The sequence below is a fragment of the Vibrio ouci genome (genome assembly GCF_004551525.1).
Taxonomy (GTDB): domain Bacteria; phylum Pseudomonadota; class Gammaproteobacteria; order Enterobacterales; family Vibrionaceae; genus Vibrio; species Vibrio ouci.
This window is the reverse complement of sequence record NZ_SATR01000008.1, coordinates 61,258-79,770: the sequence shown is the minus strand read 5'-3', so window position 1 is coordinate 79,770 and position 18,513 is coordinate 61,258. Positions and strand designations below refer to the sequence as shown.

The following is an 18,513-nucleotide window of genomic DNA, read 5'->3' as shown; positions in this document are numbered from 1 at the left end:
CCCTACGCCGCTAGGCCTTTGTTAGAAGAATCAGAAGCACGATTTAAGAAGTTGGTAATCAGTCCTTGTACATCAAGAATCAATGACACCGAACCATCGCCCAAAATTGTGGCACCTGATATACCTGCCACTTTGCTGTAGTTTGATTCCAAACTTTTAATCACAACCTGTTGTTGATCGAGCAGTTCATCAAGCAGCAGACCAACGCGATTTCCCGCCGCTTCAACAAAGCAAAGGATTCGCTCATCCAGAGCACCGCTACTCCCCATCTCAAGCTCTTCTTGTAGACGTAAGATTGGGATGTTCTCTTCTCTGAGTCGATATAGCTCGATACCACCAGAAGCAAGCTTGATGCATTGAGGGTCAATCTGAATCGATTCAACAATGGTTAATAATGGAATGACGTAAACTTCTCCCGCAACTCTCACTAACTGGCCATCAAGGATCGCTAATGTCAGTGGCAGGCTAATGGTGAAGCGGCTACCTTGGCCAAGCTCGGATTCCACCTCTATGTGTCCACCTAACTCTTCGATATTTCGTCTCACCACATCCATACCGACACCGCGGCCAGAAATGTCAGACACTTCTTCAGCCGTCGAAAAGCCAGGAGCAAAGATGAGGTTCATGATCTGTTTATCGCTATACTCTTCTCGGCGAGAGTCCTGCGATAGCACCCCTTTCTCTAAGGCCTTATTCCACAACTTGTCGCAGTTTAGACCCGCACCGTCATCTCGAATCTCGATTACAATCGCCCCACCTTGATGGTAAGCATTGAGCTCAATGACTCCGATTTCTGATTTGCCGCTTTCTAAACGCTGCTCTGGTTGCTCAATACCATGGTCAATACCATTTCTTACTAGGTGCACGAGAGGATCGACGATTCGTTCAAGAACCGTTTTATCTAGCTCGGTTTGCTCACCTTTGATTTGTAGGTCAACTTGCTTTTCAAGGCGGCTGGATAAATCACGCACTAAACGAGGGAAGCGGCTGAAAGCAAAGCTCATCGGTAACATGCGAATGTTGAGTACGTTTTCTTGCAAGTCTTTACTGTTTTGCAGCAATTGATCTAAGCCTGATTTAAGTTTCTCAAGCTTATCGATGGAAAAATCATTGCCAATCTCAGTGAGCATCGACTGGGTAATCACCAGTTCACCCACCAAATTGATTAAGCTATCAACTTTGTCGATATCCACGCGAATGGAACTCACGCTTGAGTCTGACTTGGCGACCTTGGTCGATTTAGTTTCATTCTCTGGAGCGGGTTTCGTCTCTGTGGTTGCAACCGTTGTTACAGGTGACGCGATTTGTTGGTTATCTTCAGCGGGTTGCTCGATATCAGGTTGGCTTAGCTCAATAGTTAAGTCACACTCATCTTCTACCCATTCAAAGATCTCTTTAATCAGCTCGAGCTCGAGTGCGCCACTGATGGTCGCACTCCAAGACAAGAAGCAAAGTTCAGATTCAATCTCCTGCAGTTCAGGCAGAGCGGAAGTATCAATATGGATTTGGCAAGAATCATCTAACTCACTCAGCTCTCTCAATATTCTTAACGGGTCATTGCCGCTAAAGAACATATCCTGATGCGGTGCGAAAGAGATATTCCAGACTTGCTCTGAGTTTGATGGGGAATCGATGTGTTCTTCATTTTCGTTGGTATTAGAAGCCTCTGCCTCGCTAGAGTCATTGCCGAGTAACTCGGCTAACTTCTCACTGACCTCTTGTTTGAGATCCAGATTCACATCGGTTCCCTGTTCATGCCCTTCGAGCATGCTGTGGATACAGTCGCCACTCTTAAGTAATAGATCGATACTATCAACGGTAAGCGTTCGCTCTTGGTTGCGCACTAAATCTAAGTAAGCCTCAACATTATGAGTAAACTCGCTAATGTCGAGAAGATTAAACGTGCCTGCGCCACCTTTGATTGAGTGTGCTGCTCTAAAAATAGTGTTGATCGACTCATCTTCGATATGATCCAAATCTAAATTGAGCAATACCTCTTCTAGCACCTCAAGATTTTCACGACATTCCTCGTAAAACATCTTGCGCAGCTGCTCCATGTCTAAAGCCATATTATTGCCTCACCAATTGACGTTGCAGTGTGCGAAGAAACCGAACTAGATTACGCGTTTTAGTGTTTTTAGTAGCGTATCAGGATTGAACGGTTTCACTAACCAGCCTGTTGCTCCAGCCGACTTACCTTGTTGTTTCTTATCAGTACTGGTTTCAGTCGTTAGCATTAGGATGGGAATAAACTTGTATTGGGGTTTCTCTCTTAAAGCTTTCACTAATTCAAAGCCCCCCATGTTTGGCATGTTGACGTCTGAAATCACAACATCAAACTTTCCAGTGGTCACTTTGGACAAAGCGTCTCTTCCATCATTGGCGGTCTCAACATCGTAACCAGCATCACGTAATGTGTGGCTAACCATTTGACGAATTGACACCGAATCATCTACAGCCAAAATTTTTGTCATATTGTCACTCTCCAACTGAGTTGCTCTTTTCAAACTGTTCTTTCAGCCCAAGGGTCGAAATACCTTCGAGCAGTGAATTGGTCGGGTTGATGAGTTGAACCTCAATCTGATTGCGTTTCGCGGTCAGGAATAAAGCGGTGAGTGCTTGGATGCCCGCGGCATCAACACGAACCACTTCAGAAGCGTCAATATGGAGTTTGTTAGCTTGAGTAAGCCAATTTTGGTATTGAGTCGTCGTGTCGAGCACAGTCGATATATCAAGAGACTCAGGTAATAAACAGTCCATGTTTTCACCTTTTTAATTATTCCTAGCCGATATTAAGCAAGTTGCTTAATCTTGAGTGTAGGAAGGAATCATTAATTCGCAAGGCGGGTCCATACAGATTTTGTATGAGGGGATCAGAAAAGTAGTTGGAGAAAGAATGATAAATCGTTATTTATTAGCTAATTAGGAAGTTTAAATAACCCTGAAAAAAATACGATTTGGGAGTGAGTGTTTAACTATCTCTAAATTTATCAATACCTTTCAGATCCAATTTACACTGTAAAAGCACCATACTACTTTACAGTGTAAATTAGCTTAATCATGTTCTGACTTGTCATTTTACAGTGTAAATCAACCAAGTATATGATTATAGAAGAGGCTTTAATACGTCTCGTAATGCCTGCTCGGTTTGCTTACGGCCAGGAAAATTAAAAGCCTTAGCGCATTGAGCCCAATCCCAGCGTTGAATGACTTTCCGAATAAACAAATCATCAAGCTGACTCACCAAATGGGGTGATTGCTTCCACCAGTTGTCGAGCATTGGAGCCACACTATCATAGCTCGCTCCGCCGAGAGAATAACACTCAACCAAGCGGCTGACGCCACTGTTTTCAACGGAAGCATTATTTTCGCCAAGTAAACTACGGACAAGTTCAATCTCAAGTTGTTGGAACCCTTCGCTCAGTGCGTAGTGAAAACTTTGCTGGAATAGTTCACTCGCCTTTGCGCTCCAACTGTGACTTCCTAGAATCATCACCAGTGAGTGGGTACCACTCGCTTGGTCACGTTGACTGCCTAATCGAACCGGCTCGAATCCGACGCTTTTCCAAAAAGTGACAAGTTCAGGTGACGCGCCAAAGCTGGTGGAATAGAAATCGAAATCGGTCATCGCTTGCAACTGACGTAATAACTGCTGACCATAGCCGATATTTTGCAACTGAGGATGAACAGCGATTCGCATCACTCTTAAGCTTGATTGAGTGGCGGCTTGCTCAATACCTAACTGGCCGGCTAACACAATCGGAACAAGATGCCCGCGCGGGCGACGTTTACCAAGCTGAACATCATTGATCAGTTCTGGTGACAGTTTCCCCTCTTCGACAGTCAGAATGCAGCCTAAGCATTGCCCGTTTTGCTGCCAAACATAAAGCTCAATTGCCGGGTCGCTCAGTAACAACATCAGATCATTAGGAGAGGTTTGATAATGGGCATTAACCAGTAGAGCAAAACAAGAACGTAACAGCTCGGGTTGTTCAACAAGACTTTGTTTATCGATTCTACTTAGGCTAGGTTTGCTCACCGAACTTGGCGCTTCAACCAAATCAGCATTTAGCAGAAAGCTATCAAACAGCCAAGATTCGAGCGGGTCAGCGCTAGCCCAGCGAATAGGCTGATCGAGATGATAAAATACCGAGCCAGGGCGTTGCGCTTTTAGCCAAGTTTGGAACTTAACCGTAAACCCTCTACCGCAACCTTCATAACCATGAATAGTGGTAGAAAACACAGCGCGGTGATGCGTCTCAACGATTTGCTTGAGCATTGGGATAGGAATCGCAGATGCTTCATCAACAAACAGGCAGTCAATTGCTTTAGAACATTTTAGCAACTCATCAGGCGCAACAAACTCCAATATCGAGTTCTGCCATTCGATAATATTCTTGCCACACTTAGCATCAGGCAATAAACGACTAGCGTGTTCAAATACAGGAGCAACGGTCGCCGAGCTTGGTGCGGTCAACACGATATGAATAGTTCGGCTTTGCATCAACTGAGCGGCGGCAATTCCCAACGCACTGCTTTTGCCACGGCCACGGTCTGCGGTCATGACTAACGGTCGCTTACGATGCCCTTCAACTACCTTAATGATTTTCTCAATCGCACCGTTTTGCTGTTCAAACGGTGACATTTCAGTAACGCTGATACTAGGTAATGCAAGAAGCTCACTACCCTGCTCTATAACCAATAACTGTTGTAATGACTGATTGAGCCAAGCAGCGTCATAACCAGACTTCTCCTTGAGGGCATCAGATAAGATTACAACTAATCCACCACCCTTAACGCAGCCAGTCGCTGCGCTAAAACTGTTGGCATCAAAACCATCTCTAAAATCACAAACGAGCAGTTCACACTCTTGACCAAGTAGCTGCTGACCTTTAGCAAACTTGACGCTTTTTGTTGCAGGTAGCGCTAACGAGTCGCCAAGCTGGTAGAGACTCTCCGGCTTAACAGCCTGGCATAAGTGCGAGATAGATGCGTCTTGCCAGTCGCTGTCACCAGAGAGAACCACACCAAATCGATGATGACGCTGCTGGGCAATATGGATGAGTTGAGCGAAGTAGTTGTTGATTGCAGCCATGTGAGAACTAAAGCCTAGAGTTACGTTTGTGGCTAACATTATGACATAAAAAAAGCCGCTAATAAGCGGCTTAATAAATTTCGAATTATCGATTAATTGAGTTTAGTTGCAACCAAATCTAAGATTTCTTGCATTAACTCATCATCAACTTTCTTAAGATTGAGCGTTAAATTAGAGCCCTTACGCGTATAGTTCGCACGCCCCTTCACCAACTCTTTCTTCGCCGAAGGCGCTTTCTTCGCAGGAGATAGCTCTTCCACCCAAGCTTCAATCGTTTCAGTCACTTCTTTGGTAATGCGAGCAACGCCCTGAGATTCACTACGTTGCCACACAAAGCCCTCTTCCGAGCGACATTTCTCTAGCAACTGAGTGCGCTTATCTTGCGCCAGACCATTAAACTGTTTATGCAATTTAACGATCGTTGGTCGACCAAGCTCAGCAACGTTCGGGTAAGCTTGCAGAAGCTCAAGTGGTAGATCTGCCGCTTTTAATGCGCCACTCACCAAAGCTTCACTGCACTGAAACATTTTTGCTAATGCTTTTTGGTCTTCAGCTTCGCCACTCTCAAGCTTGGCTAGCATCTCTTTGCCCTTCTCATAAAGAGAGAGTGGCTTGTGCGCGTTCGCAACGTCAGAAAGGAACTTAGCGTGTTGAGTGCTAATGTTCTCACCAACGTAAATCAGGAACTCTTTATCCGCGAGAATACATGACATACGACGACGGCTACCATCGAGAACCTCGATTTTGCCATCTTCACGTTTACGACCAACCGCTGGGTATTGCTGACCACGCTCTTTTAGCGTCACCAATACATCTGACAGTGCATGTTCATTTAGGAAAGATTGCTCACGTGCGTTCTCTGCGAATACGACCGTTTGTTCTGTCACTTTATCTGCAGGAATTCGAACTAATTCGAATTGCACTTTTTCTTCGCCTGCAACCGAAAGTTCAATGACCTGAGCTTGGTCTTTAGCCGCTTGCTGCGCTTCTTGTGGTGTCGTTACGTGGCGTTTGTTCGCCTTACCAAATAATCTTGCGTTTAAATCTGAAGTCTTAATTGCCATTCTCTAATTACCCCTGATTTAATGATGTCCAGTGACTGTGCAGTACGCGCTCAACTTCAAGCGCACTCTTTTGTACTGCATCTTGCGCGGTCGCGAGTGTTTTCTTACCGCCTTCAAAATCACCTGTTGTCAGATCAAATACAGTACTGTAGGTATCTGCACATGTTTCAAATGCTCGGCTACGTGGAATAGTCGCCATTGTTACCTGATCACCAAGTAAGTAGTTCATTTCCGTCAGTACCGCGACTTGCTTCTTATTGTCATCTTCAAACATGGTTGGCATCAGACGAACAAACTCAAGACCTTGCCAGTCTTCTGGGAACATCTCGTACACTGTCGGCAAATGCTGGAAGAAGTTAACCGTTGATGCCCAGTCCAAACGCTTCGCTGCACAAGGAATAAGTAGCGCATTCGATGCGTACATTGCGTTCCAAACTAGTGGGTCAACGTGTGGTCCTGTATCGATCATGATGATATCAAAATCATCAGAAATCTTATCTATTAGCTTCTCTTTAAGTAGCTTAACAATGTCTAGCGATTGATTCTGAGACAAATGCTGCCACGCTTCAGCGTTAAACATCGCATCTTCTGGGAATGCAGAAACTGTCTTCAGATTTGGATACTGAGTTGGCAACAGTACATTCTTGTTGAGGAATTCATTGTCAACGTCTACCCCTTCCGGTACGTTATCAAGCATAACGTCAACGGCAGAATAGATATTTTCATGATCGGTGAGGCTGATTTGCGGATTAAGGAATAGACGCAATGAGCCTTGTGGATCTAAATCTATCAAACAAATGCGGTAGCGCTTATCTAGGTTTAGCGCAAGACATGCAGCCAAATGCACCGCTGTCATCGATTTCCCCGTACCACCCTTCTGGTTCTGTACGTTGATAATCCAAGGTTTGTTGTCACCATTTTTCTTACGTTGATGGAATTTAGGAACACCCGCGGCATCCATCAGCATATGCGCTTCTTCAAGAGAAATGGAGTAATGGTTAGCATTGTTCTTAGTAAACTGATGACCAGACTCTTCTAACTTGCTGATCGCATCATCTAGCTTACGACGCGTTAAACCAGAACGTGTTTCCATCAATGCTTTCGACATCGGTGGGAAATGTTCGTCGCTGCGCTCTTCTAAAACTATTTCAATGCGATCTGCTTGAACCTGAGCTGTTTTTTCAGCGAGTTGAATGAGACTCTCTATCGTATGTTCTCGTTTCATTTGCCAAATTCCGTTATTAATGACTTAGTTACGATTGTACAGCATTTCAAGCCATAGACAATAAAAAGGTGCACACTCAGTTATAGATAAACATCACATAAAATTGAGTTTTGACATTAATTTGATTGAATTGAGGATTAAACAAGCAAAAAATTGACTCAATTTTACATTGATAACGCACTACAAAGTGAAAAACATTAAAAGTGTCACAGTGTCACTTATTTACAATGTAAACATAACCCTCAGTTATGAACCTCGGAACGATTAAGATAAGCCACTAATTTACGGACGGTGTAATTTCGATTTTAAAAGTGAGAATTCATCACTCACTCATCTCCTCCAATAACAGCAAAACACTGGTACATATTTACCTTACTCGCGTTTCGATTGGAAACATGATCAAGGGAAGCATCATGATCATGCTTCCTTATCAAATTGCTTGTTTAGGAACGATGATCAAGGAAATTTCATCGCATCTCAGAGCCTTACTCACGGTAAATTGAAAAGATCCAAGATCGGAAAAATGATCAAGTGTAAATCAACACCGGAAGCATGAAAATTTCCGGCTAAATTACGGATGAATGTATATGGACTGGGAGATTAGGGCAATTTCAACCAACTCGGTTACGCATCTTGACCAACATAGGAACTGCACGCCTTGTAGGGCCAATCATCATGATCATGCTTTCGAAACTATCGTGGTAAGCTCAGCTATGTGGACAAATTCAAGCGAGTGTTCATTGAATCTTTGATTCGATTACTATTTCACCACTTATGGGATATCAGAGCTTGATCCTTGATCATTCTTTCGGGACAATATCAGCCAAGTTAACTTGAAATGATTAACCAGAACTTCCTTTTCTCATTCTGCTTGTGGATAAAGTGTTAGAAGATGATGATCATGCTTTCAGAGGCACATTGATCATTGATTCGAGTTCACTATGATCATCGTTCTTACGATTTTTGATCATGCTTTCAATGGTTTATTGATCATGCTTTCGCTTCAACCATGATCATGCTTTCCAAGCTTAAAAAAAATAGTTATTTATAAACAGTCTCTTACAAGCAACCTCTCGCCCTGATCAATAGATCATATAATCAATAAAGATCATATAATCAATAAAGATCATATAATCAATAAAGATCAGTTATTTAAAAGCAATAATTTTTTCTTTATTTATGATCTTTTTTTCTTTATTCTTTCGGAACTATAGCGATATTACGGCTAGTGTGACACGGATCTAATAATGAGCTCAGACGAAAAACTGCTGATCAAAGCGCCAAGAAGCCACAAAGATGGACACTTATTTGAAGTTTCTGAAATGGCGGTCAACTGGATTGAACAGTACCAACACTTCAAAGGCGTTACGAAAAGTATCGTTGAACTTCTTAATTTAATCTCACTTCGAGGCTTTAGCAGCAAAGATGGTTTAGTTTCTACCACAGAGCTTATCGACGCCACTGACGGCCAAGTAACTCGCGCTGCTATCCAACAACGTCTGCGTGCCGCGGTAAATATTGGATTATTTCAACAAGTCCCAGTTCGCTTTGAAGAAGGGCTAGCGGGCAAAACCATGCTGCACCGCTTCGTTAACCCAAATCAGCTGATTTCAGTATTAGGAGCCACGAGCTTAGTTACTGAGACTGTTAAGCAAAACGCCAAGCAAAAACGCTCAAAGGCGTTGGCACAGACACAAGTCAACAAACGCCTGCTTAACGAATACGGTTTGAATACGCCACCAGCTATGCGTGATGAAGCGGATCAGTTTGTCGTTTCTCCGACTAACTGGGCGGGCATCATCGATCAAGCATTGGCTCCGCCACGTACGCGTAAGAGTTATCAAAAAAGTATGGTGTCGATCTCAGGTACACGTGCAGTGATCGAGACACGATCTTCCAAGAGCATCATGACAGTGGATGATCTGATGACACTGTTTGCGCTGTTTACGCTTACCGTGCAATATCATGAGCACCACCAGCATCAATACCAGCTCGATGGAACGCATGTACCGAATAAAACCCCGCTCTACATCACGGATATTCTTTCATTGCGTGGCAAGAAAGACAGTGGCCCTGCTCGCGATTCAATTCGCGATAGTATCGACCGTATCGAGTTTACCGATTTCCAGTTGCATGAGTTAACAGGGCGTTGGTTAAGCGAGAACATGCCAGAAGGCTTCAAGAGCGATCGTTTTAGATTTTTGGCCCGTACCATCACTGCATCGGAAGAAGCGCCTACAGAGGGCGCAGACGGCGAAATACGCATTAAACCGAACCTATACATCCTAGTGTGGGAGCCATCGTTCTACGAAGAGCTGCTGACACGTGATTATTTCTTCCTATTTCCGCCAGAAATTTTGAAGCAGCACACCTTGGTATTCCAGTTGTACAGTTACTTCCGTAGCCGCATGTCTCGCCGCCACAGCGATGTGATGTTACTGAGCGAGTTAAATCAGAAGTTGGCGCGCAACATTGAATGGCGTCGTTTCTCAATGGATCTGATCCGCGAGCTGAAGAAACTGTCCGAGAACAAAGGGACTGAAGATCTTTTTGTTGTGAACTTATGGGGTTATCACCTAACGATCTCGACCATGGTTGAGAATGGAAAGATCAAGGATTACCAGTTCGATATTAAGTGTGACGCTGAAGAAGTCCTGCGTTACTCGCGAGCACGAACCACCAATGCGGGTAAGCGCAACATGGCGCCAACTCTGCCAAACCCATTGCGCAATGAGATGGTTTCCAAGAAGCAGCTCGAAGAGATGTCTCAGATCATCGATGGTGAGTTTGAGCCGATCCAGCGTAAAGAGCGTTCACCGAAAGGCAATTTAGGCCGTCGAGTGAAGCAACGTAAACACTTGGTAGAGATCAATGCTGACGAAATTACCATTACTCTATCTAAATATACCTCCCCAGAGGCTCTAGAACGCTCTATAACGGCTTTGGCTGCGATGACAGGGCATTCCCATAGCTCTATTCAAGAAGAGTGTCTGGAGCTCATAGACAAGCTCGATTTCTTGAGAGTCGGTGATCAAGTCATTCCCTACGAAACATTAAGTAAGTTGATCGAGCTCTACAACGCCCAAAGTGAGAACAAACACCTGTCGATTGAGCGTTTGATTGCTGGCTTAGCGGTGCGACGTAAAGTCTGTAAGCAAGTGTTTGAAGGCCATTTGGATGAGACGGTATTCCGAGCACTGGATGAAGTCGCGGTATAGCGATAAAAATCATTGAGATGGAAAAAGCCAGCGTGAAAATGTTGGCTTTTTTGTGTTTGGTTACCTTGTTAAATACCCTGTTACACTCTAGGGACAACAAGACAAAGCTACTACATTCCCCTGACAGTTCACTGACATTGCAGGTAGGGGAGTTGGATAATATTTATCCCGAATAGACAACCTTTTGTCCTTTCTGATGAATGGGGGATAGGATTATCCCCGATAGATTGGCTCATATTGTTACATTCATTCTGAATATTTTGCGAGTTCTCTGAACTCGCTTTTTTTTTGCCTAAAATTCAGTAACTAGCGCTAGTGTTCGGATCAATGATCAAGGTAAACACCTTGATCATTGATCCGAGTATTACGCAGATTTGGGCTAATGGAGCGATGAATTCCCTTGATCATAGTTCCTAAGATCACGTGCTTGAGGTTCATTCCATGCGTGACTCGCCATAAACTGGACATGGCTTTCAATCAGCTGATGGGACTCTTGCTGCCAATCTGAGCGCGTTTGTTGATTACAAAACTCTAAGCTCAATACCGCAAGATGCTGTAAGCGTTTCATACACCAATCTTTTAGCTCTAATTCACTTGCAGGCTTTGATACAACCTGCTGAAGCTTGCTGTAGGCTAACTGCAGATATTGGAACGCTTTTTCTGGATCACTATATTGCGCGTGATGAAAGATACGCAGGCAACCATCTAGCCAGCAGGCGATGGCCTTACTTTGAATATCAGTGATCACCGGCCCCCACACACTGTCAGGCACCGACAGGATCAATGATTCCAGTTGATTGCCTTGATCATGCTTTCGAGTTTCGTACCACTGACTTATTTGATCTACCCACGTACCCAGTTCACTCATGCTGCTTTAACCCAATGTTTTACAAAGTGGTTTGGACCAAACTGATCAAATCCTTCTTGTACAATCGCACTCTGCTCGCGAATCTGATCGGCATCTATTGAATAGTTTGGTTCACTTTTGACTAAGTTACCAAATGGCAGATCAGGATCGGGTACCGCCGAGATCAGAAGCTTAGTATAAGGATGTTGCGGATCGGTTAAGATCGCTTGGGTGTCACCCCATTCGACAATCTGTCCTTTGTACATCACCGCCGTTTCCTCTGCGATGTAGTGGGCGGTCGCTAAATCATGGGTGATGTACAAAAAGCCAATCCCTAGCTCTTTTTTCATTCGCTGCATCAGGTTAAGCACACCTAAGCGAATCGAGACATCCAGCATTGAGGTTGGCTCATCGGCTAAGATGACTTCTGCTCCAACGGCTAAGGCTCGGGCTAGGTTTACACGCTGTCTTTGGCCGCCACTCAGTTGGTGGGGGAACTTCTCAAGCGTATCGGGCGCAAGTTCCACCAGCTCAATCAATTCTTTCAACTTGGCCGGAATATCGGCGTTACTGGCGACTTGATTGTGGATTTTAAGCGGACGAGTGAGATGATGAGCGATGGTGTGAGTCGGATTGAGCGAACCAAACGGGTCTTGGAATACCATCTGAACTTTACTGCGATACTCTTGAAGATCTTTGCGGCTGGTGATCTGATTAATATTACGTCCATTGAATAGGATCTCGCCTGAAGTCACTGGGTGAACTTTAGTGATCAATCGAGCGCAAGTGCTTTTGCCACAGCCAGATTCACCCACCAGCGCCAATGTACGGCCCTTGTGCAGGTTGAGCGTGATCCCTTGTAGAGCTTTGAAAGTATCGATTGAAGAGAAACCACCGCCAATGGTGAACTCTTTGACTACGTTGTTGAGTTGAATGATGGGCTCGCTCATGCCGTGGCTCCTTGGGTTTGATGTTTAGCTTCATGGATATTAGGGAAAGAGGCCCAAAGCTTTTGCGTGTAGGCGTGTTGCGGGTTATTACGAATGTTTTTCGACTGATTCACCTCGACAATCTCGCCATTTCGCATAATAGCAATGCGGTCACACAGCTGGCTCATCAACGCTAAGTCGTGGGTAATGAACAGTACGGAGAAGCCAAATTCTTCACGCAGTTGGTAGATTTGTTGCAGGATTTCACGTTGAACGACCACATCAAGTGCCGTAGTAGGCTCATCCATGATAATGAGCTTAGGATTCAATGACAGCGCGATGGCGATGACCAAACGCTGGCGCATACCGCCACTAAATTGGTGTGGGTACTCGGTTAAACGTTCACGAGGGATATTAACGAGGTCGAGGAGCTTTTCAGCGCGATCTTTCGCTTGTTGCTCGGTCATTCCTCGGTGATGGCGAAGCACGTCGGCAAACTGCTCTTGAATGGGAAGCACGGGATTGAGCGAGTTCATGGCACTTTGGAACACCATTGCAATTTCACTCCAGCGGATAGCGGTAATGGCTTTATCCGACAGACGCAGTAGATCTTGTCCTTCAAAATGGATTTGTCCGCCAGAGATAAACGCTGGCGGCTTATGCAGACGGTTAATTGCAAAGGCGATGGTACTTTTACCGCAGCCGGATTCACCGGCCAGGCCAAAAATTTCACCTTTACCGATATCGAAGCTCACCGAATTTACGGCGCGAAAGTCACCTTTGTCTGTAATGTAATCGACGCACAAATCCCGTATTTGAATGATAGGGTCCGGATGAAAAGCATGTTGCTTTGAAAATTCACTCATAACTCTTACCTAAAACATAAAAGAGAATGATTATCATTAATGCTTATTTTATGAGTGGAAAGAAGTTAGGTTGAAAAGGGTGAACTCACTCGAAAAATCTTGCTGTAACCAAGAAATTCACTGTGGGGAGAGGATGGAATCTTAGTGGAAAAATGAGAGCCGGATCGACTTCATTTGTTAGCGGGTAATCCTTTAAATGTACTTCGCTCCATAGTGCTGCGCAAAAGTTATTTATACAAAAAACAGTAAGAGTTTCGGAACTATTAGTACAATCACATTCTCGGACTAAAATTCTTAACAAGGGGCGAAGAGTTTTGCTACAGATTAGTCGTCCCTAGCATGGTTTGTTCGGAGGTATTTATGTCCATTAATTCTATTGACCATGATGAAATGAGTAAGATTGCTGGCAAGTGGGACTTCACGGAGGAAGTTGAATCACAAGCGCCAACAAAGGGTGTTAAATCTGCTGAAGCTCGTCGTCGTATTGAAGCATTAAGAGAGATTCGTGAAAGCGGTTTAAGCATCGAAGAAGCAAAAGAGCTGGGCTTATTGCACTAGTCTAGCCTTACGATAGCGATTACCTAAGGGTGGCACAGGAATGCCCCCCTTTATTTTTGGTATTTTTTTGATCTATTCCGTCCCACAACCGCGGTTTCTCTCTCTACTTTGCTTTTTGGTGTGGTATATTCCCAAACCATATTTTTACAGATTTGAGCTTTTGTATGTCGATCAACCTATCTATGCTTCCAGCGAGTGAGAAAAACAAGATTGAACTTGATAAACAAGCTTCGTTTTTAGTTTGGAAATTACGCGAAGCCAAGGCTGTGCCTGACGAGATTGATCAGCAAGCCGCTAAAATTGTAGATGACGCAGAAAAAGCCTTGTTTTTAGAGTCTGTAGACAAATATAAGCGAGTAATGGGCGTAGCTTAAATACGTCTCTTTTCTCTGCAAAGGTGAGAAATTGAAAAGCTCACACGTTTTGCTAAAATCCTTCGCAACAAATTGAATTAGAGAGAACATCCCGATGGGAAGAAGTTTTGAAGTGCGCAAAGCCTCAATGGCGAAAACTGCAGGCGCAAAAATTAAAGTTTATTCCAAATACGGTAAAGAAATTTACATGTGTGCTAAGAACGGTGGCGGTGATCCAGACATGAACTTGTCGCTTAAGCACCTGATCACTAAAGCGAAAAAGGACCAAGTTCCTGCACACGTTATCGACAAAGCGATCGATAAAGCAAATGGTGGCGGCGGTGAAGACTACGCTCCAGCGCGCTACGAAGGTTTCGGCCCTGGTGGTACAAGCGTGATCGTTGACTGTCTAACAGACAACGGCAACCGTACTTTCCAAGATGTTCGCCAATGTTTTGTTAAATGTGGCGCGAAGATTGGTGTTGAAGGTGCAGTTTCTCACATGTTCGATCACCAAGCGGTATTCCAGTTCAAAGGCGAAGACGATGAAGCAATTCTAGAAACGCTGATGATGGACGACGTTGATGTGACTGACGTTGAACTTGAAGATGGCGTGATCACTGTATTCGCTCCTCACACTGAGTTCTTCAAGACTAAGACTGCACTGAACACAGCATACCCAGACCTAACTATGGATGTTGAAGAGATTACTTTCGTACCTCAAACTCACACTCCAGTAGCAGGCGAAGACGCTGAGAAGTTCCAGAAGTTCTTGGACATGCTAGATGATTGTGATGACGTACAGCAGGTTTATCACAACGCTGAGCTATAATTGATAGCTGAAAATTAGAAAACCGAGCCTTAGTGCTCGGTTTTTTTATGCCTGAGAAACAGAGTTAGGTCCGGCAAGCCAGTTAGAGAGCTTACGAATCTGTGGCAATACCGTTAGATTCAAGACAATCGCTGCTGGCCATGCGAGTAGAAAACTATCTAGCCATATCGCTGGCCAATCACTGCTGAAACCAAGTTTATAGCCAGAAATTAGACCAGACATAATCACTGCCATGGTAAATGATGAAAGGAAAGCGGAAATCCAAAAGTGTTTGCGGCTCATAATGTGTCCTCCTCGGCTGTTGTTTTGTTGTAAATAAGGATATAACTAACCAATAGTGAAAAAAACATCCAGGATTAGAACCATGAGTTCCATATTTGGAAACATTGATGATCTCTATCTGTTTTGCTGTGTGGTGGAAGAGGGCTCATTGCTTGCCGCATCAAAGAAGTTACACCTTCCCGTTTCTACTATGTCTCGCCGCTTATCTGCTTTAGAGCAGCGCTTAAACACGCGATTGTTAGAGAAAAAAGGTAGGGAGCTGGTCGCAACTCAAAATGGATCTGAAGCGTTTGAGGCGCTACGTAGTGGCATGGAGTCGATAGAGATAGGCTTTGGCCAGATGGTGACTGAAACGCAAGAGGTATCAGGGAAGATCAAACTCGCTATTCCTCATAACTTTTACCGTGCCTTTATCGGAGAGGTCGTTGAGCAGTTTCTTATCGATTACCCCAAAGTCACGTTGGATCTTATTTTGAGCCAGCAACAGGTTATTCCTCAAACGGATCGGGATCTGTTGATCACATTCGATTTGTCTGAAATGATCGCACGGCCATTGTTTAAAGCAAGGCACGGCTTTTTTGCCAGCCCCGATTATCTTTCTAAGGTTGGGGAAGTTACAAGTCTTGAGCAACTTGTGGAGCTCGATTGGGTAAGTGTCGATCATACGACAGAACTTGCTATCTATCAGGATGAAGCCTTGATTGATGTGATTAAGGTGAAGCCTAAGCTGGTGGTAAATGATATTTTTGCAGTATGTGGCGTCGTAGAGAAAGGATTGGGTGTCGCTTCGTTGCCGTTTCGTCACGTTCATGATGGAATGAATATGGTACGTGTCTTACCGCAATATCAACGTAGTGTTCGCGAGGCACACATCGTTTATAAGCAGAGACAGTATCAACCTAAGGCTTTAAGTATATTGGTTGAACGTATCATTGCTAGTACCGACAAAATTAAAGAGCCAACCCGCTTTACAGTGTAAAGCGCACGAGATTAACAACAGAAAGGAATCATTGAATGAACAAAGTGGTCATTGTGACAGGGGCTAGCCGCGGCATCGGCGCTGAAACAGCCAAATTATTAGCTTCGCAAGGTTATAGCGTATGTGTGAACTACCTCAGTCAGCATCAACGTGCCGCGCAAGTGGTGGATGAGATTGTCACCGCAGGTGGTGAAGCTTTTGCTGTTCAAGCTGACGTATCAAATGAAGCGCAGGTAGCCGCTATGTTCGAGGCTGTGCAGGCGAAATATGGCACGGTGACGCACTTAGTTAATAACGCTGGCATACTCTTCACTCAATCAAAGTTGTGCGATATTGAGCTAGAACGTTTTCAAACCGTCATGAATGCAAATGTGACGAGCTGCTTTCTGTGCTGTAAGGCGTTTCTTCGTCAATCGGGTACTATGAGGGCTATTGTTAACGTCTCTTCGGCAGCGTCGCGTCTAGGCGCTCCATTTGAATATATCGATTATGCGGCCTCAAAAGGCGCAATGGATTCCTTAACCAAAGGTTTATCATTAGAAGTTGCAGAGCAAGGCATTCGCGTAAACGGTGTAAGACCGGGGTGTATCTATACAGAGATGCATGCCGATGGCGGAGAGCCAGATCGTGTTGATCGCCTTGCCTCAAGCCTACCTTTGAAACGTGGCGGGACCGCTGAAGAAGTCGCACAATCCATCGCGTGGTTGCTTTCGGATCAGGCTTCTTATGTGACTGGTAGTTTTATCGAGTTAGCGGGCGGGCGATAACTCCCTCGCTGAGGTATGAGCTGCTCTGTGCGTAAAGTAGAAGCGGCTCATATTGTGGGTTACACTTGAGACAGATTAATAAGCAGAGGTAAGCATGTCCAACTCATCTTCTGAATCGGTGACTCGAACAAAAAAAACGTTCGTCCCTAAAGCGGATAACTTTAAAGTGAGCCTTAAGTACGAGGGGATGTCACTCAAAGAAGACAAACGTCATTCTATTGAAGAACTGAAAAGGAAATATGCACGATAAGTATGGTGTCTTTCATGATAAATACTGTTACGCAGGCACGGATGTTTTAATTAACTTATTAAACCTACGTGATGGTGAGGAGCTGATAGAGGCGGAAATCGCTTTTACGGCGGAGCGTTATCGTACTTATCAAAGTCACGCTACTAAGATCGAAGACTTTACCCTTTCTCATTTTAAATACCTTCATTTCTACCTTTTCCAAGACCTTTTTGAATGGGCAGGCGACATTCGAGAGGTTGATATCTCCAAAGGTAACACTCGTTTCTGTACCGTGCCCAGAATCGAAGTGGAAGCGGAGAAACTGTTCCAGCTAATCCCCAAATTGAAGCCAATCCAAAATCGCGATGAGCTGATTAATCAGGTCGCGTCACTGTTTTGTGAAATGAATTTGATTCACCCATTCCGCGAGGGGAATGGTCGAGTGCAACGGTTTTTCTTTGAAGAGATGATGTTCGTGCTCGGCTATGACTTAAACTGGCCCGTTATTACCCAGCAGCAATGGGTTGAAGCCAATATCGCTGGCGTTTACCTCGACTTAGAGCCGTTAAAAAGTATCTTTCGCCAAGCGATATCGGAACTTGCAGATTAAGCGCTTTGAATTAAGGGTAAGTGCCCTGTCTTAACTAAAATAATGGTTTCTTGCTCGACAAATGGATAGTGTTCGCTCATATGTGGGCTGCGCATCCAACTCCCTTGAGGGTACTGGCCGTGTTCATCGGCAAACTGACCGGATAACACCAGTATTTCTTCACCGCCGAAATGTCGATGTGGTTGAAAGCGTTCACCCGCAGGCCATTTTACTAAAGCGACATGTTCATACTCGAATTCGTGCAATGGCATCACTTCCAATCCACCGATACCTGGTAACCAAGCTTGTTCAGCAGTATTGAGTCTGACTGAGGTACTATCACGCTGATCAAACTGATTGAGTTTGACAAAAATAACGCAGCCTTGCTCACTAAATGGTGCATGTGAACTGCCCGGAGGGTTACGAATATAAGTGCCAGCAGGGTAGTCATCATGTTCATCGGAGAAGATACCCTCTAGGACAAAGATTTCTTCACCCATAGGGTGTGGATGAGTGTTAAAGCGTGAGCCTGCATCGTAGCGGACAATGCTGGTGGTATGGCCCGATTCTGCTTTTTCACGCTCTAAGGGTTTACGCCACACCCCGTTGGCTGGGCTTGCCACCCAAGGTTCATCATGGGTGCGAATCACAACTCGCTCGGCAAAATTCATGTTGAGCAT

At 44.5% G+C, this 18,513-nt stretch carries 19 protein-coding genes; 8 read left to right on the top strand and 11 right to left on the bottom strand.

Annotated elements, in window-relative coordinates:
- Positions 1–2: 2 nt before the first annotated feature.
- The 6 genes from ELS82_RS07515 to ELS82_RS07490 all read right to left on the bottom strand — a co-directional run bounded on the left by ELS82_RS07515 (position 3) and on the right by ELS82_RS07490 (position 7,384).
- A complete protein-coding gene (locus ELS82_RS07515) occupies positions 3–2,069 on the bottom strand; it encodes a chemotaxis protein CheA (protein ID WP_134834945.1) in 2,067 nt (688 codons plus the stop codon).
- 45 nt (positions 2,070–2,114) lie between these two features.
- Positions 2,115–2,474 (bottom strand): response regulator, encoded by a 360-nt coding sequence (locus ELS82_RS07510; RefSeq protein WP_053439348.1) that lies wholly within the window; start codon positions 2,472–2,474, stop codon positions 2,115–2,117.
- A 4-nt stretch (positions 2,475–2,478) separates the two neighbouring features.
- Entirely contained in the window at positions 2,479–2,760 is a 282-nt protein-coding gene (locus ELS82_RS07505; protein WP_134834944.1) for an STAS domain-containing protein, read from the bottom strand.
- Positions 2,761–3,106: 346 nt separating this feature from the next.
- The gene (locus ELS82_RS07500) at positions 3,107–5,095 is read right to left on the bottom strand and encodes a tRNA(Met) cytidine acetyltransferase TmcA (protein ID WP_134834943.1); all 1,989 of its coding nucleotides are present in this window, start codon (positions 5,093–5,095) and stop codon (positions 3,107–3,109) included.
- Between the two features lie 92 nt (positions 5,096–5,187).
- Positions 5,188–6,159 carry a ParB/RepB/Spo0J family partition protein gene (locus ELS82_RS07495; protein WP_134834942.1) on the bottom strand — a complete coding sequence of 324 codons (972 nt, stop codon included), beginning with the start codon at positions 6,157–6,159 and terminating at the stop codon, positions 5,188–5,190.
- 7 nt (positions 6,160–6,166) lie between these two features.
- Complete coding sequence (locus ELS82_RS07490; RefSeq protein WP_134834941.1) at positions 6,167–7,384, bottom strand: ParA family protein; 1,218 nt, start codon at positions 7,382–7,384, stop codon at positions 6,167–6,169.
- A gap of 1,247 nt (positions 7,385–8,631) precedes the next feature.
- Between ELS82_RS07490 and ELS82_RS07485 the strand changes: the two genes are divergently transcribed.
- Positions 8,632–10,602: a replication initiator protein RctB domain-containing protein gene (locus ELS82_RS07485; protein WP_134834940.1), complete on the top strand. Its 1,971-nt coding sequence runs from the start codon at positions 8,632–8,634 to the stop codon at positions 10,600–10,602.
- Between the two features lie 379 nt (positions 10,603–10,981).
- On the opposite strand, the gene ELS82_RS07480 is transcribed toward ELS82_RS07485, so the two are convergent.
- The 3 genes from ELS82_RS07480 to ELS82_RS07470 are packed head-to-tail and all read right to left on the bottom strand — an operon-like array spanning position 10,982 to position 13,244.
- Positions 10,982–11,470: a transcriptional regulator gene (locus ELS82_RS07480; RefSeq protein WP_134834939.1), complete on the bottom strand. Its 489-nt coding sequence runs from the start codon at positions 11,468–11,470 to the stop codon at positions 10,982–10,984.
- Positions 11,467–12,399 (bottom strand): ABC transporter ATP-binding protein, encoded by a 933-nt coding sequence (locus ELS82_RS07475; RefSeq protein ID WP_134834938.1) that lies wholly within the window; start codon positions 12,397–12,399, stop codon positions 11,467–11,469. Before ELS82_RS07475 ends, ELS82_RS07480 begins: the two co-directional genes overlap by 4 nt.
- Complete coding sequence (locus tag ELS82_RS07470) at positions 12,396–13,244, bottom strand: ABC transporter ATP-binding protein (RefSeq protein ID WP_134834937.1); 849 nt, start codon at positions 13,242–13,244, stop codon at positions 12,396–12,398. The genes ELS82_RS07475 and ELS82_RS07470 overlap by 4 nt, the downstream gene beginning before the upstream one ends.
- Positions 13,245–13,604: 360 nt before the next feature.
- On the opposite strand from ELS82_RS07470, the gene ELS82_RS07465 reads away from it, so the two are divergent.
- The 3 genes from ELS82_RS07465 (at position 13,605) to ELS82_RS07455 (ending at position 14,987) form a co-directional block, all read left to right on the top strand.
- On the top strand, positions 13,605–13,802 hold the full coding sequence (locus ELS82_RS07465; RefSeq protein ID WP_053439339.1) for a PA3496 family putative envelope integrity protein: 198 nt from the start codon (positions 13,605–13,607) through the stop codon (positions 13,800–13,802).
- A 164-nt stretch (positions 13,803–13,966) separates the two neighbouring features.
- Positions 13,967–14,176: a DUF3283 family protein gene (locus tag ELS82_RS07460; protein ID WP_134834936.1), complete on the top strand. Its 210-nt coding sequence runs from the start codon at positions 13,967–13,969 to the stop codon at positions 14,174–14,176.
- Between the two features lie 94 nt (positions 14,177–14,270).
- Positions 14,271–14,987: a YebC/PmpR family DNA-binding transcriptional regulator gene (locus ELS82_RS07455; protein ID WP_053439337.1), complete on the top strand. Its 717-nt coding sequence runs from the start codon at positions 14,271–14,273 to the stop codon at positions 14,985–14,987.
- A gap of 45 nt (positions 14,988–15,032) precedes the next feature.
- Here the strand turns inward: ELS82_RS07455 and ELS82_RS07450 are convergent, their stop codons facing one another.
- Positions 15,033–15,269: a DUF2798 domain-containing protein gene (locus ELS82_RS07450; RefSeq protein WP_134834935.1), complete on the bottom strand. Its 237-nt coding sequence runs from the start codon at positions 15,267–15,269 to the stop codon at positions 15,033–15,035.
- 82 nt (positions 15,270–15,351) lie between these two features.
- Between ELS82_RS07450 and ELS82_RS07445 the strand changes: the two genes are divergently transcribed.
- From ELS82_RS07445 to ELS82_RS07435, 4 genes are all read left to right on the top strand, one after another.
- Entirely contained in the window at positions 15,352–16,248 is an 897-nt protein-coding gene (locus tag ELS82_RS07445; RefSeq protein WP_134834934.1) for a LysR family transcriptional regulator, read from the top strand.
- Positions 16,249–16,283: 35 nt separating this feature from the next.
- Entirely contained in the window at positions 16,284–17,015 is a 732-nt protein-coding gene (locus tag ELS82_RS07440) for an SDR family oxidoreductase (protein WP_134834933.1), read from the top strand.
- Positions 17,016–17,109: 94 nt separating this feature from the next.
- Positions 17,110–17,265, top strand: a complete 156-nt coding sequence (locus ELS82_RS26280) for a hypothetical protein (RefSeq protein ID WP_004418246.1) — start codon at positions 17,110–17,112, stop codon at positions 17,263–17,265.
- On the top strand, positions 17,255–17,854 hold the full coding sequence (locus ELS82_RS07435; RefSeq protein ID WP_134834932.1) for a Fic/DOC family protein: 600 nt from the start codon (positions 17,255–17,257) through the stop codon (positions 17,852–17,854). The genes ELS82_RS26280 and ELS82_RS07435 overlap by 11 nt, the downstream gene beginning before the upstream one ends.
- Here ELS82_RS07435 and ELS82_RS07430 read toward each other — a convergent pair.
- The gene (locus ELS82_RS07430) at positions 17,851–18,513 is read right to left on the bottom strand and encodes a cupin domain-containing protein (protein ID WP_134834931.1); all 663 of its coding nucleotides are present in this window, start codon (positions 18,511–18,513) and stop codon (positions 17,851–17,853) included. The genes ELS82_RS07435 and ELS82_RS07430 overlap by 4 nt on opposite strands.